Source organism: Paenibacillus gyeongsangnamensis, from assembly GCF_027533625.1.
Taxonomy (GTDB): Bacteria; Bacillota; Bacilli; order Paenibacillales; family NBRC-103111; genus Paenibacillus_G; species Paenibacillus_G gyeongsangnamensis.
The window spans coordinates 64,706-80,684 of record NZ_JAQAGZ010000025.1 but is presented as its reverse complement, the minus strand read 5'-3'; the positions used below and the strand labels follow the sequence as shown (position 1 = coordinate 80,684).

Below are 15,979 nucleotides of genomic sequence, written 5' to 3'. Positions count from 1 at the left end.
CTATACCAAATTTAACGGGAATTAAACCTTAATATAACCTAAAAAACTTAATCATGCGAGATAAGCGAGCATGCGGTTATTGGAATTAAAATTTAAGGAATCCTTCCAGCCGGGCCTAGTGACGTGTGCTAATTTCATGATTTAAGAAGATGAGCCGCTAGCCAAATGTACCCGCAAGACCAATCCACTGATGGGTTTATATCAGATTTCAGCAGGACGAAAGCAACGCTGAAGGCAACGGACGGATCATAACCTCCATCGTCTACCGATGAATCCAATACGATTTTATTTTGGCAGAGACATGTATATATGGTGTAATTTTTGAAAATAATTTTCGCCATATTGCTCGTTGACACATTTTATTCCGTTATAAGGCAACAATTAACATCCAAACAAAGGAATTAATTTTGGACTATGGTGTATTCGTTAAGGTTAGTGACAAACAGGAATTTATTATGTAAATTAGCTTTAAAGTTTGCGGAAAGGCAATGTTAAAATAACAGAACGTTATAGTTCAATACCGAAGGGGCTGCCGTGTAGCGATCTGGGAGAATCCCCACCGAGCAGAAGGAATAAGCAGATTCTGGATATTAATCTATGATTAATTTGCGATCTTTCGATGGTGAGTTTAAAACAATTTGTCTCCGATTCTGATTTTGATAATACCTTCCCCCCAATAAATCATTATTATCGAGATATTCATGCATAACAACCACAACAATTGAAATATGGAAGGATGAGTAAAAGGTTACAGCATATCAGAACACCACCTTTGAGCTTTTCAATATATTGAAACATACATACAACACATATGGTTAGAACTGGTAAGTGGCAAAACAAAACCTTTCCTTAGTACAAACATTACATTATGTGCTCTTATCCATAGTGTACGGGAGGATGTCGTTGTCCGTGCTAAGGGGAGCGTAAATTATTTTGTGTAAATGGGATTTGCCAACAAAGTTTCTCATGAAGGCTTTATATGGAGGGGAGGGCATGCCTATTTGTAATTGAAGAATTAAAGATTTGGCTCGGAGAATCGTTCCTCCCATAGTTTCTCCTCCTAATATAGGATACATATGGGGGGTATTTATATAATATGTACAAGTTATTTTGGTGCAACTAAGGAACATATTAATCCGTCTTTATAAAAAAAGGGGGACTTACAATTTAATCGTTTGGTTATTAGGACATCGCCTTTAAAAAGGCGATGTTTTTTTAAAGGCGATGTTTTTTTTCTTATAAAAACGCGGGAATGGGATAAAGTTCTTGTCATTTATGACATCAAGTTCTTGTCAACCGACAATAATATACCACTAAAATATGTTCCTTTTTTTATAATTCCATTACATATGTACAAAACACCTAGTTTTGTACATATGTCCCCATAACGGACAAGCAGAAGATATGACCTTAAGGATATTAAGGTTTATTTCAGCTAGATATGATATTTTAAGTTTCAGTAAAGAAATTGAACGTTTAGATTCGAAGGAAGCTTTTAGTCTGAATGGCATTTTTACATACCAATCATAATAAAAGGGGGAAAGAACATGTTAAAAAAATTCAAGATTCCATATCGGATGCTGATTCTGCTTATCACCGCTGGTGTTCTAGCGGCATCCCTTCAAATATGTTCTCTAAAACCATATCAAATCAGTGTTTTTTATTGGATAACGCACCATAAGGATCTCTATTTTCTGTCGGTAGGCATTTTGTTTTTTATCCTGCTTGGATTATGGGCACTATTTAATAATATATACTGTGCCCTCATCGTTGCGGTTGCGGGCATCGGAGCGCTGGACATCAGTCAGTACGATAAATTAAAGCTGCTACATGAGCCAGTCTATCCATGGGATCTTAAACAGGTTGAGAACCTCTCGGAGATGCTGAACATCGTGCGGAATAAGGTCTCTCCGGTTCTTGTCATCTCTCTGTTGATCCTGATATTGGTGGGAATTGTCGCTACCTACTGGATTCCGAGAAAGAAGATAAAACTATCTCAACGTGTTATGTATATCTTAGCCTCTGGTGCAGTTATCCTTGGCTGTACACACTTACAAAGTTCTGTGCTGGCAGCTCCTTTGGCCAAGATGGGAGCGGTGGATTATCATTGGGACCAGAAACAAAATTATTTAGATAATGGATTTATGCTGGCTTTTCTGGATAATATAGGAGCCAAGATTGAAACCCAACCTGCCGATTACAATCAAGCGACGATGAAGAATATCATGAAGAAATACGAGAACACCACAGCTAGTGCAGCCATCCAAAGCACACAAGAGCAGCCTAATATTGTTTTTGTAATGGATGAATCTTTGTTCGATCCTACCCGGCTGACGAACATGACTTTTAGCGAGGATCCGATGCAGAATTTTCATGGATTCAAGGATACTTATGGCACGGGGTATAGTCTATCTCCTGTGTTTGGAGGAGGAACCTCCAATGTTGAATTCGAGGCTCTGACTGGATTGAATATGTCGTTTATTAACGAAGGCGGTGTTCCTTACCAGCAGGTGTTGGCTAAGAAGAATAATTTTCCTTCCCTGGTCAGCTTGCTGAAATCCAGGGGATATGATGCAACGGCTGTCCATCCCTTCGACAAAACCTTTTATAATCGTGATCGGGTGTACCCTGTTCTGGGATTTGATAAATTTATCAGTCAGGATGACATCAAATATAAGGACAAATTGAGCAGCGAGGGTTATATCTCGGATATGTCCGCGATCAAGCAGGTCGTTGACGTGTTAAATGCAGGCGCCGACAAGCCTCAATTTATCCATTTAGTCACTATGCAGAATCATCTTCCTGTAATGGATGGAATGAACGGCACCAATACCATTCAGGTATCAGGAATACAAGACAGTGCTGCCAAAGTAGAAATGGAAAGCTACGCCGAGGGTGTGAAAGAAACCAATAAAGCGGACCAATTCTTAGTAGATTCCATCCAGCAGCTGACTCGCCCGACGATCGTCGTAGTTTTTGGAGATCATCTCCCTGCACTGCAGTCTTATGACGGGCATGTTGCCGAAATGACGGCGGATCAGAAAGAGGAATTCATGCACCAGACTCCTCTCTTGGTAGCGGCGAATTTCCCTCTTCAGGAGAAGAATCTGGGAACGATAGCGCCTTCGTTCTTCGGTCCGATGGTGATGAGCCTGACCGGTCAGAAGCAGCCGGCATACTATCAGCTCTTGGAGCAGATAAAGCAGCAGCTGCCGGGTGTTAGTCCAGCGGTATATGTGGATGGTAATGGAACTGCCACTACGGAGTTAAACGATGATCAGAAGAAGCTTCTCCATGATTATGAACTTGTTCAATATGATTTGCTGTATGGAAAGGGATATGCCGCTTCCATGCTTAAGTAGAAACCTTTAGGCGTATTATCTTTAGTTATTTCACTTTTTAAAAGAAATAAAGGACGGAATTATTTGGTTAGCCATGGATACCGGATACAAAGTGACTCGATGGAATCCGGCCACTGGTACATTAATCGATGAGATTGAACTGCCTGTCGCTCGAGTCACTTGTTGTGTCTTTGGCGGTGATGATTTAGATGAACTATATGTCACTACCGGCCGGTTTGGATTGTCTGCGAGTGAAATAGCAGAACAAAAATCCGCGGGCGGATTGTTCCGGGTGAAGACCAACGTACGAGGTGTTGCTCAGGCACAGAGATGGGCAAACTACGGTAGGATACGTGCATCCAAACTATGGGATTGGGGTCAGTAACAATAAAAAACTTATGAGAAATTATCTGCAAATTTCACTTTTTCGTATGTTGGGATTCCAAGAGTGGCTCTCAAAAAGACAATATACAGACATTCCATCCATTAATGCTCATGGCTACTAACCAAAGTCGAGGCAAAGTAAAGTTAGACAAAACACCGCCGAATCAATCAGCGGTGTTTCATACTTTTTCGCAACTCTGTATGCAATAGAAATGGTATGATAATCAGTCCGCTTCCTCGCTATAGTTCATGGCTATTGTCTGCTTCATAGAAATGTAGTCAATACTGCTCAGTAAGACAATTCGTAGGGGTGGGATGACTCATGTGGACTTCAATGAGCAGCAATGACAATATGATTTCGGATATGTTCAAAGTAGCATTACAACTGGAAGAACCATGGAAATTGACGCATATCGAATTTGACGATCAAGATCAAGCTTGGCACCTATTCATCGACTTCGAGCGGGGAGCCACCTTCGCCTGGCCGTTGTGCGGTACGGCTTGTAAAGCCTATGACTCCGAGAAAAAGAATTGGCGGCATTTGGACTTCTGGAATTGGATAACGTATATGCATGCCAGGTTGCCGCGGGTCAAATGTACGGTATGCAATAAAATAACGCAAGTACCAGTGAAGTGGGCCAGATCGCTATCGCATTTCACCTTGCTCTTTGAAGCATGGGCGATGAGGCTGATGGCGGAAATGCCCGTCAATGCGGCAGCCCGTGAGTTAAGGGAACATGATACGCGGATGTGGCGCATCTTCCACCACTACGTCGACATGGCGATGGCAGAGCTCGATCTATCCAAAGTAAAACGGATTGCAATCGATGAGACGTCATCGAGGCGCGGACACCGCTACATTACCCTGTTCGTGGATGTCGACCGTAAAACGGTGCTGTTTGCCACCGAAGGCAAAGGCATGGATACGCTGGAGCGTTTCAAGTCACACCTAACCGCAAAAGGCGCTGCCGCGCAGCAGATCGAAGAAGTGTGTTGCGACATGTCACCAGCCTTATCCGAGGGATCGAAGAATATTTCCCTGATGCGGAGATCACCTTTGACAAATTCCATGTGATGAAGCTGGTGGGCGAAGCCGTGGATGAGGTGCGCATTCAAGAGCAGAAACAGAAGCCGGAACTGAAGCGCACGAAATACATCTGGCTGAAGAACGAAGCTAACCTCAAAGCGGAGCAGAAGGAAACCTTACTACGCTTAAAAGATAGCAACCTGCAGACAGGGCGGGCTTACCGTCTGAAGCTGGCCTTACAGGATCTCTGGACGACCCCGCATATTTGGATGGATGTGTATCTGCGAGATTGGATCGGCTGGGCCACGCGTTCCCAACTTGTGCCTATGATCAGCTTGGCCAAGACGATCAAGCAGCATGAGGGAGGTATTCTGCGTTGGTTCCACAGCAGGATGACGAACGGTTTGCTCGAAGGCATCAATGGCCTGGTGCAAGCAGCCAAACGGCGGGCTAGAGGTTGCCGCAATGTAGAAAACCTGATCGCCATGGTCTACATGACCGCGAATAAGCTCCGCCTTCCAACGCTCGAGGCACGCCGAGCACAATAACCCTTACCGCCTTGATACCACGCTTCAGAGATGGAAACAGCGGTCAAGCGCTCTTCTTGAGGGCTGTTTCCATCTCTGAAATTCTCTTAAAGGCGGAAGGGTTATGAAACTAACAATTACGCTCTTACCCATCCAGTAGAGCGAAGAGCCATCAGTCCTAAATGAGTCAAGTTAAATAGCTCCCCTAATTACTGGAAGTGTTCATTTTCCACCTCATTTGGTAGCCGCGGTGAACGAAGAAGATTTTTTAACAGCTGAGTGGATAGACAATTTCCCACCACTCTAATGAAAATTAGACTTAAAAAGTTTCATTTTCTTTTAATACGCAAATCTGAACCTAAAGCTAAATATAACGAGCAAGCTGCCGCGGCGAAACTGCGTTTATTATTTTATGAATTAAGGCATAAACGACTGCGGTTTCAGAGAAATATATTCCTGTATTCTTTTATCCGGAAGGTTAAAGAGTACTAACTTCTTTTAATATGAAAACATGGAGGAGATTTATGAATGTTGTATGCAAACTCATCAAATAATGATGGCGCTAATTCCAAGTTTCAGGATCAACAGGATACACATCAATATCAGCAGGATTCCCAACGGCAACAGCAACTTGAGCAGGCTTTGCAACAGGCTGCTCAACAAGCACAACAGATTGCCCAACAAACAGAAAATTTAGCTCAAGAGGTACAATTACAACAAGCTCAACAACTAGTGGAGCAATCATCGCAACAACTGCAACAAGCAGAGCAAAATTTACAACAAATACAGGAATCGAATAATCAACAATAGAAATAATGGCCGCTACCTATTCCACATAACCTTCCCAATGACGGCTGCCCCGCGGCAGCCGTTTTGGTATTGAACAATCGTTATCAGTCCCTCAGTTTAATCACTCAAGCAATACTTTGTACCGATCGATCCCGCGGTAGCCTCGGTGTAGGTTATTGTGCTCTCGTACCCGTCCCTCAACGCCCAGCAGGACATTTTATATTACATGCAGAAATATACACAAATCGACATAATTTAGATAAAAAAATATATCATTAGACATTTTTCGCGGAAATGACAGAGAAAGACCTCCCGCTGCGAAGAAAGGGCTCCACTTCATCACTTGGCATCGGCCGTCCTGTAAAGTACCCTTGCACCGCGTCACAGTCATGTACCTTACAAAATTCAAGTTGTTCTAGATACTCAACACCCTCTGCCACCACCTCTAGGTGCAAGCGGTGAGCAAGCTCAATCAGTGATTTCATGAGAACGGCGTAGCCAGACGAATCGTGCAAGGCTTGAGCGAATCCCTTGTCAAGTTTGATGACGTCAATTGGATAGTGAACCAAGTAGTCCAACGATGAGTAGCCTTTGCCGAAATCGTCCATCGCAATGCGGATGCCCATCGCTTTCAATTGCAGCAGTTTTTGTATACACATGTCACTGTGAATGATTTCAATATTTTCAGTTATTTCTAATTCCAATGATTCGGCAGACAGATTTATGGTATGCAAGACCTCGCAAACGGAAAGAAACATAAGAAGGGTCCTGAAGTTGAATGGGGGAAACATTCACTGCAATACGCAATTCAGGAAAAGCGACCTGCTGCCAATATCTGCACATTCGAGAAGCCTCTAGAAGCACCCACTGACCCAGACCTGTACGTTCTAGAATAGGAATGAAGGTATCCGGTGGGACGAATCCGCGCTCTGTATGATGCCAACGAAGCAGCGCCTCCACTGCGATAATCTTTCCGGAGATAACGGAGACTTGCGGTTGATAGACCAGGTGGAATTCATTTTTATCCCACGCTTTTCGTAAATCATGTTCTATCTGTAAAACGTCCAAAAATTCTGATTTGATTTCAGAAGAAAAGGCTCGAATTCGATTTTTTCCATCCCGTTTTGCACGATACATGGCAATATCCGAATGTTGAAGGATTTCAGCAATCGTCCGGGAATCCTCGGGGAAACTGGAAATCCCTATACTAAAAGTGATATTCAGCTTTGATAAATAAATCGAAGAGGATAGTTTGTACTGCAAGTCTTGGGCAAATAACTCCGCTAGCTCTTTGGTGACGCCCAATAGTACGACAACAAATTCATCACCTCCGAGTCTGGCGGTGAGTATTGCCTCCGAACACGATGCCAGCAAGTGTGATGCAATCTCCTTCAGACACACGTCCCCCCGCATCATGTCCATATGTATCATTTATGAATTTGAAGTCGTCTACATCAATGAATACGCAGGATATTACCGGATTACTTGAATCATTCGTCGCTACAAAATCTTCCAGCTTTTGTTGGATAGCCAAACGATTGTGAAGTCCGGTCAATGGGTCGTGATAAGCCATCTCTTCTAGCTGTTTTCGTCTCATTTTTTCCGACTCCAGTAAGTCTTCTCGCATTTGTATACTATTTCTAATCGTCTCAATGATATACACGGCAATTCCCATAACAATACCTTCAACGGCGTAAAAAATGATGTAGTTAACTGGGGTAAAATGGATATTATAGATTTCCATATATATAGTACACAAAAGAGATGATCCTAATATTTTTTTCGATAAATCTTGGAAAAGTTTGTGGATTGAATTTTATTATGGATTGGAGTACTATTTTCTTGAAAGTTTACTGTTAACAGTAAACAAAAGAAATAACGGAAATGGTAATCGCTCGGCTCGATTTTCAGAAGTAAGTTGTGAATTTCAAGATGTGGTTTACTTTTGTTTTATAGGAATTTATGAAATCGCTTTCCGTAAGGCTTGCATACAAAAATATTTGCTGCGAATGAGGAGGTGTTCTTTTTGCAAATTGTAAAATCGGAGAGCTTGCATATTCAAGCCTATAACATTATTAAGCAATCAATTTTGGAGGGGAATTTTGAACCGGGAGAACATGTGAAGGAAAATAAACTGGCGGAAAAGTTAGGTATAAGCCGAGGGCCTATTCGGGAAGCTAATCGTATGCTTATGCAGGAAGGCTTACTCATCCAAGACGGGAATCAGCTACGCGTTTTTAAGCCGAGTTTTCAAAATGTAGTTGAACTTTACCTGATTAGAGAATATTTAGAGTCTCTTGCGGCGAGGCTTGCAGCCAGGAACATGTCCAATTCGGAAATCAAAGAGCTTTCCTCGATATTGGCTAAAACAAAATCTGCGATATCGGATAACGATCGAAAAGAAATCATTCAGCAAAATACCAACTTTCACGATAAAATCATCCTCGCTTCGAAGAATGAAGAATTAATCAAAACATTGGCGACGATTCGTTCCAAAGTTTTCTTTATACGCAACACCGGTCATCTTTCTTATTTTCGGGAAAACAATTTTATTAAGGAGCATGAGAAAATTTTTGAAATCATCATGGCTAAAGATGAAGCGGGCGCCGAAATCGAAATGAAGCTTCACATTCAAAAGGATGTAGAAAAATTCCGCGAATTGTTCAACAATAATAATTGTTCTCTCTGACCATTCGCAGGAATACTACCGTCGTTGTTTCAAACGGGACTGCTGTGCTTGGTCAGGGGATACCGAAAGGGGTGATTGCTTATAGCGTCCTTTCATATTTAAAAGAAATATAAATAGGCTATTTGTAAGCGTTTACTAAAATTTAAGGAGGATCATACTATGAAAGCGGACCGCAGACGCTTATGGATTTACATCTTGCTGTTTTTGCTGACCATGATCAATTATATGGACCGCATCAATCTTTCTATTGCTGCGGCTCCAATTCAGAAAGCATTCCACCTTTCTCCAATCGTGATGGGGTATGTGTTCTCGTCTTTTCTGTGGACGTATATTATTTGCTTGGTTCCAGTGGGACTTGCCGTTGACAAATGGGGGACGCGAATAATGGCTTCAGTTAGTATCAGCTTATGGTCTATTGCCGGGATTTTGACGGGAGCTTCGGTCAACTTCATGACACTTCTCCTTAGCCGGCTCGGATTAGGGGCTGGCGAATCCGCCTCGTATCTGGTGGGAGCACGCGCTCTTCGCGAATGGGCACCGCGCTCTGAGCGGGGGCTGGCAACGGCTATCCTTAACGGCGGTGCTTATGCAGGGCCTGCCTTTGGAGCCATTTTCGTCGCTTGGCTAGTCACTGTAGTAGGTTGGCGCTACTCGTTTGTGGTAACCGGAGCGATTGGTTTGGTTTGGATGATCGTTTGGTTGATTTGGTTTCGGCTACCTGAGAAAGTCACGTGGTTATCGGAATCCGAACGCAACAAGATTCTTCAAGAGCGGGATGCCGGAGCCCCAACTGTAGCCAAGGTTAATATCGCGCAAGCCTTAAAAGTACTTTTGCGGAGCAAAACATTGTGGGCGCTTGCCATTACTCAAGGATGCGCAAACTATACGTCATATCTATTTTTAACGTGGTTGCCGGGATATCTGCAAACATCTCGTGGTCTTAACATGCTCAAATCTGGATTTTATACGGCGGCTCCTTATGCAATCGCTGTTGTTCTCGGGCTTATACTCGGTTGGATCAGCGACCGCCTTTTGAAGGGAAAAGATTTAACAAAAGGCGGTCGCCGCAATGTTGTTGCCGTATCGCTTCTGTTTTCGTCTGTTGTATTGTTCACCCCATTCGTATCATCCATCTGGGTTGTCCTTGCTTTAATTACCGTCTCGTTGGCTTCGATTTCGACAGCCTTGTCCATGAACACTGCCCTAACGAGCGATCTCTTGCACGATGCCAAGTTAACCGGTGTAACTATTAGTATTTTGTTTCTTGGCGGGAATATCTTTGGTGCTCTAGCGCCGATTATAACTGGTTACGTTGTTGCCGGAAGCTCCGGATTTACAGGCGCTTTTATTATTGCCGGGGTTCTTTTGTTGATTGGCGCAACCGTCTGCATGACCCTTACACGCAAGTCCATCGATGCACCGTTGTCCAACGAATAATGGTGACCATCAATGTGTACTCTAGGGAAATAAGAGGAAAACCGTTTGGCTGGAACGAGGAAGCCTTTGTTCAACTGCCTCGGCGAATGCCGGGAGACGCTATTAAAGAAAAGAGGATAAAACCATGAAAAATCTCAAAATTGGCGCAGTTTCCCGCAATTATTTTAATATGCCGTTATGGGTGACACAACACGCAGGATTTTTCGAAAGCGAAGGTCTCAACGTATCCATTGAGCTTTACGAACCAATCGATGAAGTTTCCCAGCGTTTAATAGATGGTCGACTCGATTTTGCTATGGGAGTTACGGAACATGTAATTTTGAACAATGAATCGGGGGGGCGGCTACAGATTATCGGAGGGAATGTCAACCGTCTGCCATTTTCCTTCATAGCAAGACCGCACATCAAGAATTACGTGGACCTTCGTGGTGCCACCATCGGAGTTTCCTCCTTAGATGCAGGAAGTTCCTCGCTTGTTATGCAAATTCTGAAAAGTCATGGACTGGATTATCCGCAAGACTATACGATTAAAGCGGTCGGTCCTATCCTTACCCGATGGAAGATGCTACAAAGCGGAGAAATTGATGCTGGACTGCAGGGAGTTCCGCTAAATTTCATCGCTATCGACGCGGGGTATACCGATTTGGGAAATCCACGTAAGATATTCCCGGATTTTCAATTTACTTCTCTAAATGTCGACTCTGATTGGGCGGAGCGGAATTCAGATACAGTTATAACATTCTTGAAAGCGATTATACGCGCTCATGAATGGTTCTACACTCATAAAGAAGAGTCGATTGATATTGCTCAGAAGGAAACGGGCATTGACCGGATATATGCGGAACGGGCTTGGGACGAATACGTCAATGAACAAATTTTCCCACGGGATGCAACTGCCAGTCCAAAAGCCGTTCAAACCCTAATCGACATAAGTGCATTGATTCGGGCCATCCCAGTCCGTTCCAAAACAAATGCGGAGGAATACATCGAATCCAGATATATAGAAACCGCACGTCATGAACTTGGTTGATTCGGGTTCATTCTTGTATTTATTTGCTTGTTTGGGGTGAATTCGACTTATTGGTCCAATTCGAGCGAAAAATCCGGATTAGATGAACCCATTTTCTTACAGGAGCAAAATTGCTATGGAGCAAATATTAGCAGAGTACAAGAAACTTTCGATTGGTGTTATTTCGGATGCAATGGATCGTTTGGGCATTCACGGCGCTTGTTTCGGAATATCTCCACTTGCACAAGGATATCGGATGATCGGTCGGGCTTTTACTGTAAAATACTTGCCTGCTGCCTCTAACAGAGGTACGGTCGGAGATTATATCGATGATGTTCCTGCCGGAAGCGTTATCGTATTGGATAACGAGGGTAGGCTGGATTGTACGGTATGGGGAGAGTTGATTACTACTGCAGTGAAACGAATGGGAATAGCCGGCACGGTCATCTATGGCGTTTGCCGCGATGTAAGCAGCTGTATCGACTTGAAATATCCGATCTTCAGCCGCGGGAAATTTATGAGGACAGGCAAAGACCGCGTTCAAGCGACGGATGTCAACGTTCCCGTTTCGATCGGCGATGTACTGGTAAAACCAGGCGATATCTTGTTTGGTACAGATGACGGTTTGATTGTGATCCCATGGGAAAAAGGAGAAGCTATATTATCCATAGCGCAATCGATCGCAGAAACGGAAGAAGCGATCCGGCAAGAGGTGTTAAAAGGAACACCACTCAAGCAGGCTCGCGAAAAATACGATTATCATCGTCTTCAAAGCAAGCAATAATCGTCCCACCTCACTGCCGCGGTATATCCTATAGTATGCAATATAAAATTAAATACTACATCATATGTGGGCACAACAGGGAGATGTGAAGATGAAGGTAACTGGACAGTTTGCAGGGAATTTACACGAGAATTTGTCTGTGGCGCAATTGACGAAAATAGCTTTAGAACGCGAGGAAGGAGTTCTGACCTCGACAGGAGCACTGCGGGTGTTGACTGGATCTTATACCGGGCGTTCACCTAAAGATAAATATGTTGTCAATGAACCGTCGATAGAGAAGAATATCGATTGGGGTCCCGTGAATCAGACAATTTCCCCAAAGCAGTTCGAGCGGCTGTACAATAAGGCGATGGACTACATGGCAAGGAGGGAGCTGTTTGTTTTCGTTGGGTACGCGGGAGCGGATCAAGACTACAGACTTCCCATTCGCGTTATTACGGAAAAAGCTTGGCATAATCTATTTGTTCAGCAGTTGTTTATTCGTCCTTCTAAGGATGAGCTGTTCACGCATAAGGCGGATTTCACTGTAATTTCCTTGCCCGGGTTAAAGGGGGATCCAGCTGTAGATGGTACACGTTCCGAAACCTTCATCTGCCCTTTGAAAAGAAGATTGTTCTTATCGGAGGGACCGAATATGCCGGGGAAATGAAAAAATCTATCTTCACGGTGCTCAATTACATGCTCCCCTTTCAACGCGTCCTACCCATGCATTGCTCCGCCAACAGGGGTGAGAGAGGGGATGTAGCGCTATTCTTTGGATTGTCTGGAACAGGAAAGACAACGCTGTCCACGGATCCGGAGCGGCGCTTGATCGGTGATGATGAACACGGTTGGTCGGAAAAGGGGGTGTTTAATTTTGAAGGGGGCTGCTATGCGAAGTGCATTGGACTTTCAGAGAGGAAGGAACCGCAAATTTGGAAGGCCATTCGAGAAGGAACGGTTTTGGAAAATGTCGTTCTCGATTCTGAAACGGGCGTCGTCGATTATGAAGATGCAGCGATTACAGAGAATACGCGAGCGGCATACCCGGTTGATTATATTCCGGGAGCAGTCATCCCTGGGGTTGCTGGGCACCCGAACGTTATCATTTTCTTAACGGCCGACGCATTCGGCGTTTTGCCACCGATATCGAAATTAACGAAGGAACAAGCCATTTATCATTTTTTGTCCGGCTATACCTCCAAACTCGCCGGTACGGAGAGAGGCATTACCGAACCGGAAGCGACCTTCTCGACCTGCTTTGGATCCCCCTTTCTGCCGTTGCCTCCAATCGAATACGCTTACATGCTGGGGGATAAAATCGACAACTATCAACCGAGAATCTATCTGATTAATACAGGTTGGTCTGGCGGACCTTACGGGGTCGGAGAACGCATCAAGCTTTCCTATACAAGAAAAATGACTGCGCTTGATGGAACGATCGAAAAAGCAAAGTTTACACCGGATCCGATTTTCGGCGTTCTTTGCCCAGATTCAGTAGATGGTGTTCCAAGTGAGGTTCTGCTTCCCGACCAAACCTGGCCGGACAAGCAGCAGTATGAAGAATCCGCTCGTAATCTGGCGGATCGTTTCATTCGAAACTTTGCCAAATTTTCAGGTGTCGGGGAAGAAATTATCCAAGCTGGGCCGCACAAATAGCAAGCCGTGACGATGCGCAGAAGCCGGTCCAGTAAATAAATCGATAGAAGGTCTAAAAGGGTCCTTGGATTCTCTGGAAATATTGCCTACAGTTTCTAATATTTCCTTCCTACTGGTGCCATCTGAGTGTTCTGTGATGGTGGCGACAAAGATTTAGGTTGTGTTAATTGTATACAATGAGCTTAACTTATTTGATCAAAATGTAAAGGAAGATAGCAGCTATGAATACGTCTGGCGATAAACTGAGAGTTGGTTTGATTCTTCCTGCTCTACAGGTGGTTACTGAGCCACTTTATTACCAAGTAGCAGGAGAAGACTTTGATTATTTCACTACGAGGATTTACCTCGGTGGTACTGACGTCGATGATTACAAAGAAATGGACAAATCACTTCCTCGTGCAGTTCGAGAACTCGAAACTGCCGAAGTGGATATTATCGCTTATTGTTGTACAGCTTCAGGAGCCATCAGTGGTTATGAAGAGGAAAAGGATCAATGTCGGGCGTTTGAGATCGAGACAAAAATCCCTATGACTACCACGATGACTTCCTTACGTCTTGTGGACGCAAAGCGTATTGTGTTGGTATCCCCCTATCATGAGGAGATCAACCAGACTGAAAATGACTACTTCATGCGCAACGGTATTGAAGTAATTAAAGATGCTGGTCAAGGAATCACTGTCGGATCTCAAATGTCGAAGGTTACTCCTGAGCAAATCGTTGATTTTGCCTTGGAACATTGGGACGATAGCGCGGATGCTCTCTTTATGAGTTGCATGAATTGGCAAGCGATGCGCGCTGTTGCAGTGGTGGAGTCTCGTATAAATAAGCCAGTTATCACCTCTCACAGCGCTACTCTGTGGAAAATCACTAGCTTAGCTAATAGATACCTTAGAATGCCCGAATATGGTAAGCGGTTGTTTTCTGAGACTAGAATCTAATCTTTACTACATCTACGATTGGAGGCATAAACTTTGGAAACAACAATAACAACAACAACAACAAAATCAGCACCTCGTTTTGGATCTCGATGGATCGGTACTATTCTGTTGTTTTTTATCTGTATGATCTCTTATATGGACAGGAGTAATCTATCAGTTTCGACCCCAACAATCTTGAAGGACTTAAAGATTACTCCAGTCCAAATGGGATTAATCACGTCTTTGTTCTCAATTGGCTACGGCGCACTTCAAATTCCTGCTGCCCTTATGGCTCGAAAGTTTGGGACACGCCTTACCTTGAGTCTTGCAATTCTATTATGGTCGATCTTTACTGTCTTAACTGGTGCAGTTGGCGGTTTCCTGAGCCTCTTGTTGGTCCGATTTCTTTTCGGGGTAGTGGAGAGCCCTTTGTTTATCAGCGTGAATAGCTTCAACGTAAGATGGTTCCCGCCCCATGAGCGGGCCTCTGCAAATGCTTTTCCTACAGCTGGAGCCTATCTGGCTCCGGTTATCACTCCTCCGTTGACTGTTCTTGTTTTAACTAAGCTGGGGTGGCACTGGGTCTTTATCTTGTCCGGTATTATCGGCTTAGTAATTATGGTGGTCTGGTATTTGTGGGCCCGAGATAACCCAGAACAGCATTCGCAGGTGAGTGCGGAAGAACTGAGTTATATCCAATCAAACCAGGATTTTGATACTAAACCAACTAAAATCCCGTGGAAACAGTTTTTTAAATCGCGTTCCTTCTGTGGTATCGGGATCACTTATTTCTGTTCCTTGTACTTTATTCAATTCTTCTTATACTGGCTGCCTTATTTCCTCCAGCACCAATTGGGAATGAGTCTTACCAGCATGGGTTTTGCCTCTTCACTACCTTGGCTCTTTATCGGCATTGCGGCGTTCGGGATCGGGAGGTTGAGTGACCGACTAGTTAAGGCAAATTACTCCAAATTTATATCCCGAAATGTTTTAATCATCTTAGGTTTCTCAGTCTCGGCTGTCTTGATCTACTCTACCATGTACGTCCACAATGCTTGGGGCGTAGTGTGGCTGATGAGCGTTGCCTTGGGTTTTGCCGGGTTTACCTCCATAATACCTTTGGCAATCTCCTCTGATATCGGCGGAGAGCTTACTGGTGTTATTTATGGGTGGATTAATATGTATGGGTTCGCTGGTGGCGCTGTAATGCCCATAGTAGCCGCCTATGTTGGAACCCACTTTGGCTGGAACTATTCACTGTTCCTCCTTGTATTTATCTGTTTAATTGGTGTGATTGCGACCCTTTTTGTTAAGTCTGATCAAAAGATTCGTGTTTAACCATATAATCTTAATTATACAATGTCTAAGAATAGCTTCATACCATAAGGCTGCCGGACGATCGATCGGTAGCCTCGTTTTGTTAAACCGAGGGACGGG

General features: G+C 43.9%; 12 protein-coding genes and 2 pseudogenes. 11 read left to right on the top strand and 3 right to left on the bottom strand.

Annotation, left to right across the window (positions count from 1 at the left end; translation table 11 throughout):
- The first annotated feature begins 1,547 nt into the window (after positions 1 to 1,547).
- The 4 genes and pseudogenes from O9H85_RS30410 (at position 1,548) to O9H85_RS30395 (ending at position 6,089) form a co-directional block, all read left to right on the top strand.
- Positions 1,548 to 3,362: an LTA synthase family protein gene (locus O9H85_RS30410; protein WP_269885156.1), complete on the top strand. Its 1,815-nt coding sequence runs from the start codon at positions 1,548 to 1,550 to the stop codon at positions 3,360 to 3,362.
- 46 nt (positions 3,363 to 3,408) lie between these two features.
- Positions 3,409 to 3,726, top strand: a complete 318-nt coding sequence (locus O9H85_RS37980) for an SMP-30/gluconolactonase/LRE family protein (RefSeq protein WP_409348226.1) — start codon at positions 3,409 to 3,411, stop codon at positions 3,724 to 3,726.
- 321 nt (positions 3,727 to 4,047) lie between these two features.
- A pseudogene (locus O9H85_RS37975) lies at positions 4,048 to 5,300 on the top strand (ISL3 family transposase).
- A 507-nt stretch (positions 5,301 to 5,807) separates the two neighbouring features.
- Positions 5,808 to 6,089 (top strand): hypothetical protein, encoded by a 282-nt coding sequence (locus O9H85_RS30395; RefSeq protein WP_269885153.1) that lies wholly within the window; start codon positions 5,808 to 5,810, stop codon positions 6,087 to 6,089.
- 254 nt (positions 6,090 to 6,343) lie between these two features.
- Here O9H85_RS30395 and O9H85_RS30390 read toward each other — a convergent pair whose 3' ends face one another.
- The 3 genes from O9H85_RS30390 to O9H85_RS30380 are packed head-to-tail and all read right to left on the bottom strand — an operon-like array spanning position 6,344 to position 7,812.
- Positions 6,344 to 6,772 carry an EAL domain-containing protein gene (locus O9H85_RS30390; protein ID WP_269885152.1) on the bottom strand — a complete coding sequence of 143 codons (429 nt, stop codon included), beginning with the start codon at positions 6,770 to 6,772 and terminating at the stop codon, positions 6,344 to 6,346.
- Positions 6,753 to 7,442: an EAL domain-containing protein gene (locus O9H85_RS30385; RefSeq protein WP_269885151.1), complete on the bottom strand. Its 690-nt coding sequence runs from the start codon at positions 7,440 to 7,442 to the stop codon at positions 6,753 to 6,755. Before O9H85_RS30385 ends, O9H85_RS30390 begins: the two co-directional genes overlap by 20 nt.
- Positions 7,393 to 7,812 carry a GGDEF domain-containing protein gene (locus tag O9H85_RS30380; protein WP_269885150.1) on the bottom strand — a complete coding sequence of 140 codons (420 nt, stop codon included), beginning with the start codon at positions 7,810 to 7,812 and terminating at the stop codon, positions 7,393 to 7,395. Before O9H85_RS30380 ends, O9H85_RS30385 begins: the two co-directional genes overlap by 50 nt.
- A 282-nt stretch (positions 7,813 to 8,094) precedes the next feature.
- On the opposite strand from O9H85_RS30380, the gene O9H85_RS30375 reads away from it, so the two are divergent.
- The 7 genes and pseudogenes from O9H85_RS30375 to O9H85_RS30345 all read left to right on the top strand — a co-directional run bounded on the left by O9H85_RS30375 (position 8,095) and on the right by O9H85_RS30345 (position 15,880).
- The gene (locus O9H85_RS30375) at positions 8,095 to 8,757 is read left to right on the top strand and encodes a GntR family transcriptional regulator (RefSeq protein WP_269885149.1); all 663 of its coding nucleotides are present in this window, start codon (positions 8,095 to 8,097) and stop codon (positions 8,755 to 8,757) included.
- 159 nt (positions 8,758 to 8,916) lie between these two features.
- Positions 8,917 to 10,194 (top strand): MFS transporter, encoded by a 1,278-nt coding sequence (locus O9H85_RS30370; protein WP_269885148.1) that lies wholly within the window; start codon positions 8,917 to 8,919, stop codon positions 10,192 to 10,194.
- 124 nt (positions 10,195 to 10,318) lie between these two features.
- Positions 10,319 to 11,224: an ABC transporter substrate-binding protein gene (locus O9H85_RS30365; protein ID WP_269885147.1), complete on the top strand. Its 906-nt coding sequence runs from the start codon at positions 10,319 to 10,321 to the stop codon at positions 11,222 to 11,224.
- Between the two features lie 115 nt (positions 11,225 to 11,339).
- Complete coding sequence (locus O9H85_RS30360) at positions 11,340 to 11,987, top strand: RraA family protein (protein WP_269885146.1); 648 nt, start codon at positions 11,340 to 11,342, stop codon at positions 11,985 to 11,987.
- A gap of 64 nt (positions 11,988 to 12,051) precedes the next feature.
- Positions 12,052 to 13,625: pseudogene (gene pckA / locus O9H85_RS30355) on the top strand (phosphoenolpyruvate carboxykinase (ATP)).
- 221 nt (positions 13,626 to 13,846) lie between these two features.
- Positions 13,847 to 14,563, top strand: coding sequence for a maleate cis-trans isomerase family protein (locus O9H85_RS30350; protein WP_269885145.1), 717 nt, complete (start codon positions 13,847 to 13,849; stop codon positions 14,561 to 14,563).
- 33 nt (positions 14,564 to 14,596) lie between these two features.
- On the top strand, positions 14,597 to 15,880 hold the full coding sequence (locus tag O9H85_RS30345; protein WP_269885144.1) for an MFS transporter: 1,284 nt from the start codon (positions 14,597 to 14,599) through the stop codon (positions 15,878 to 15,880).
- Positions 15,881 to 15,979 lie beyond the last annotated feature (99 nt).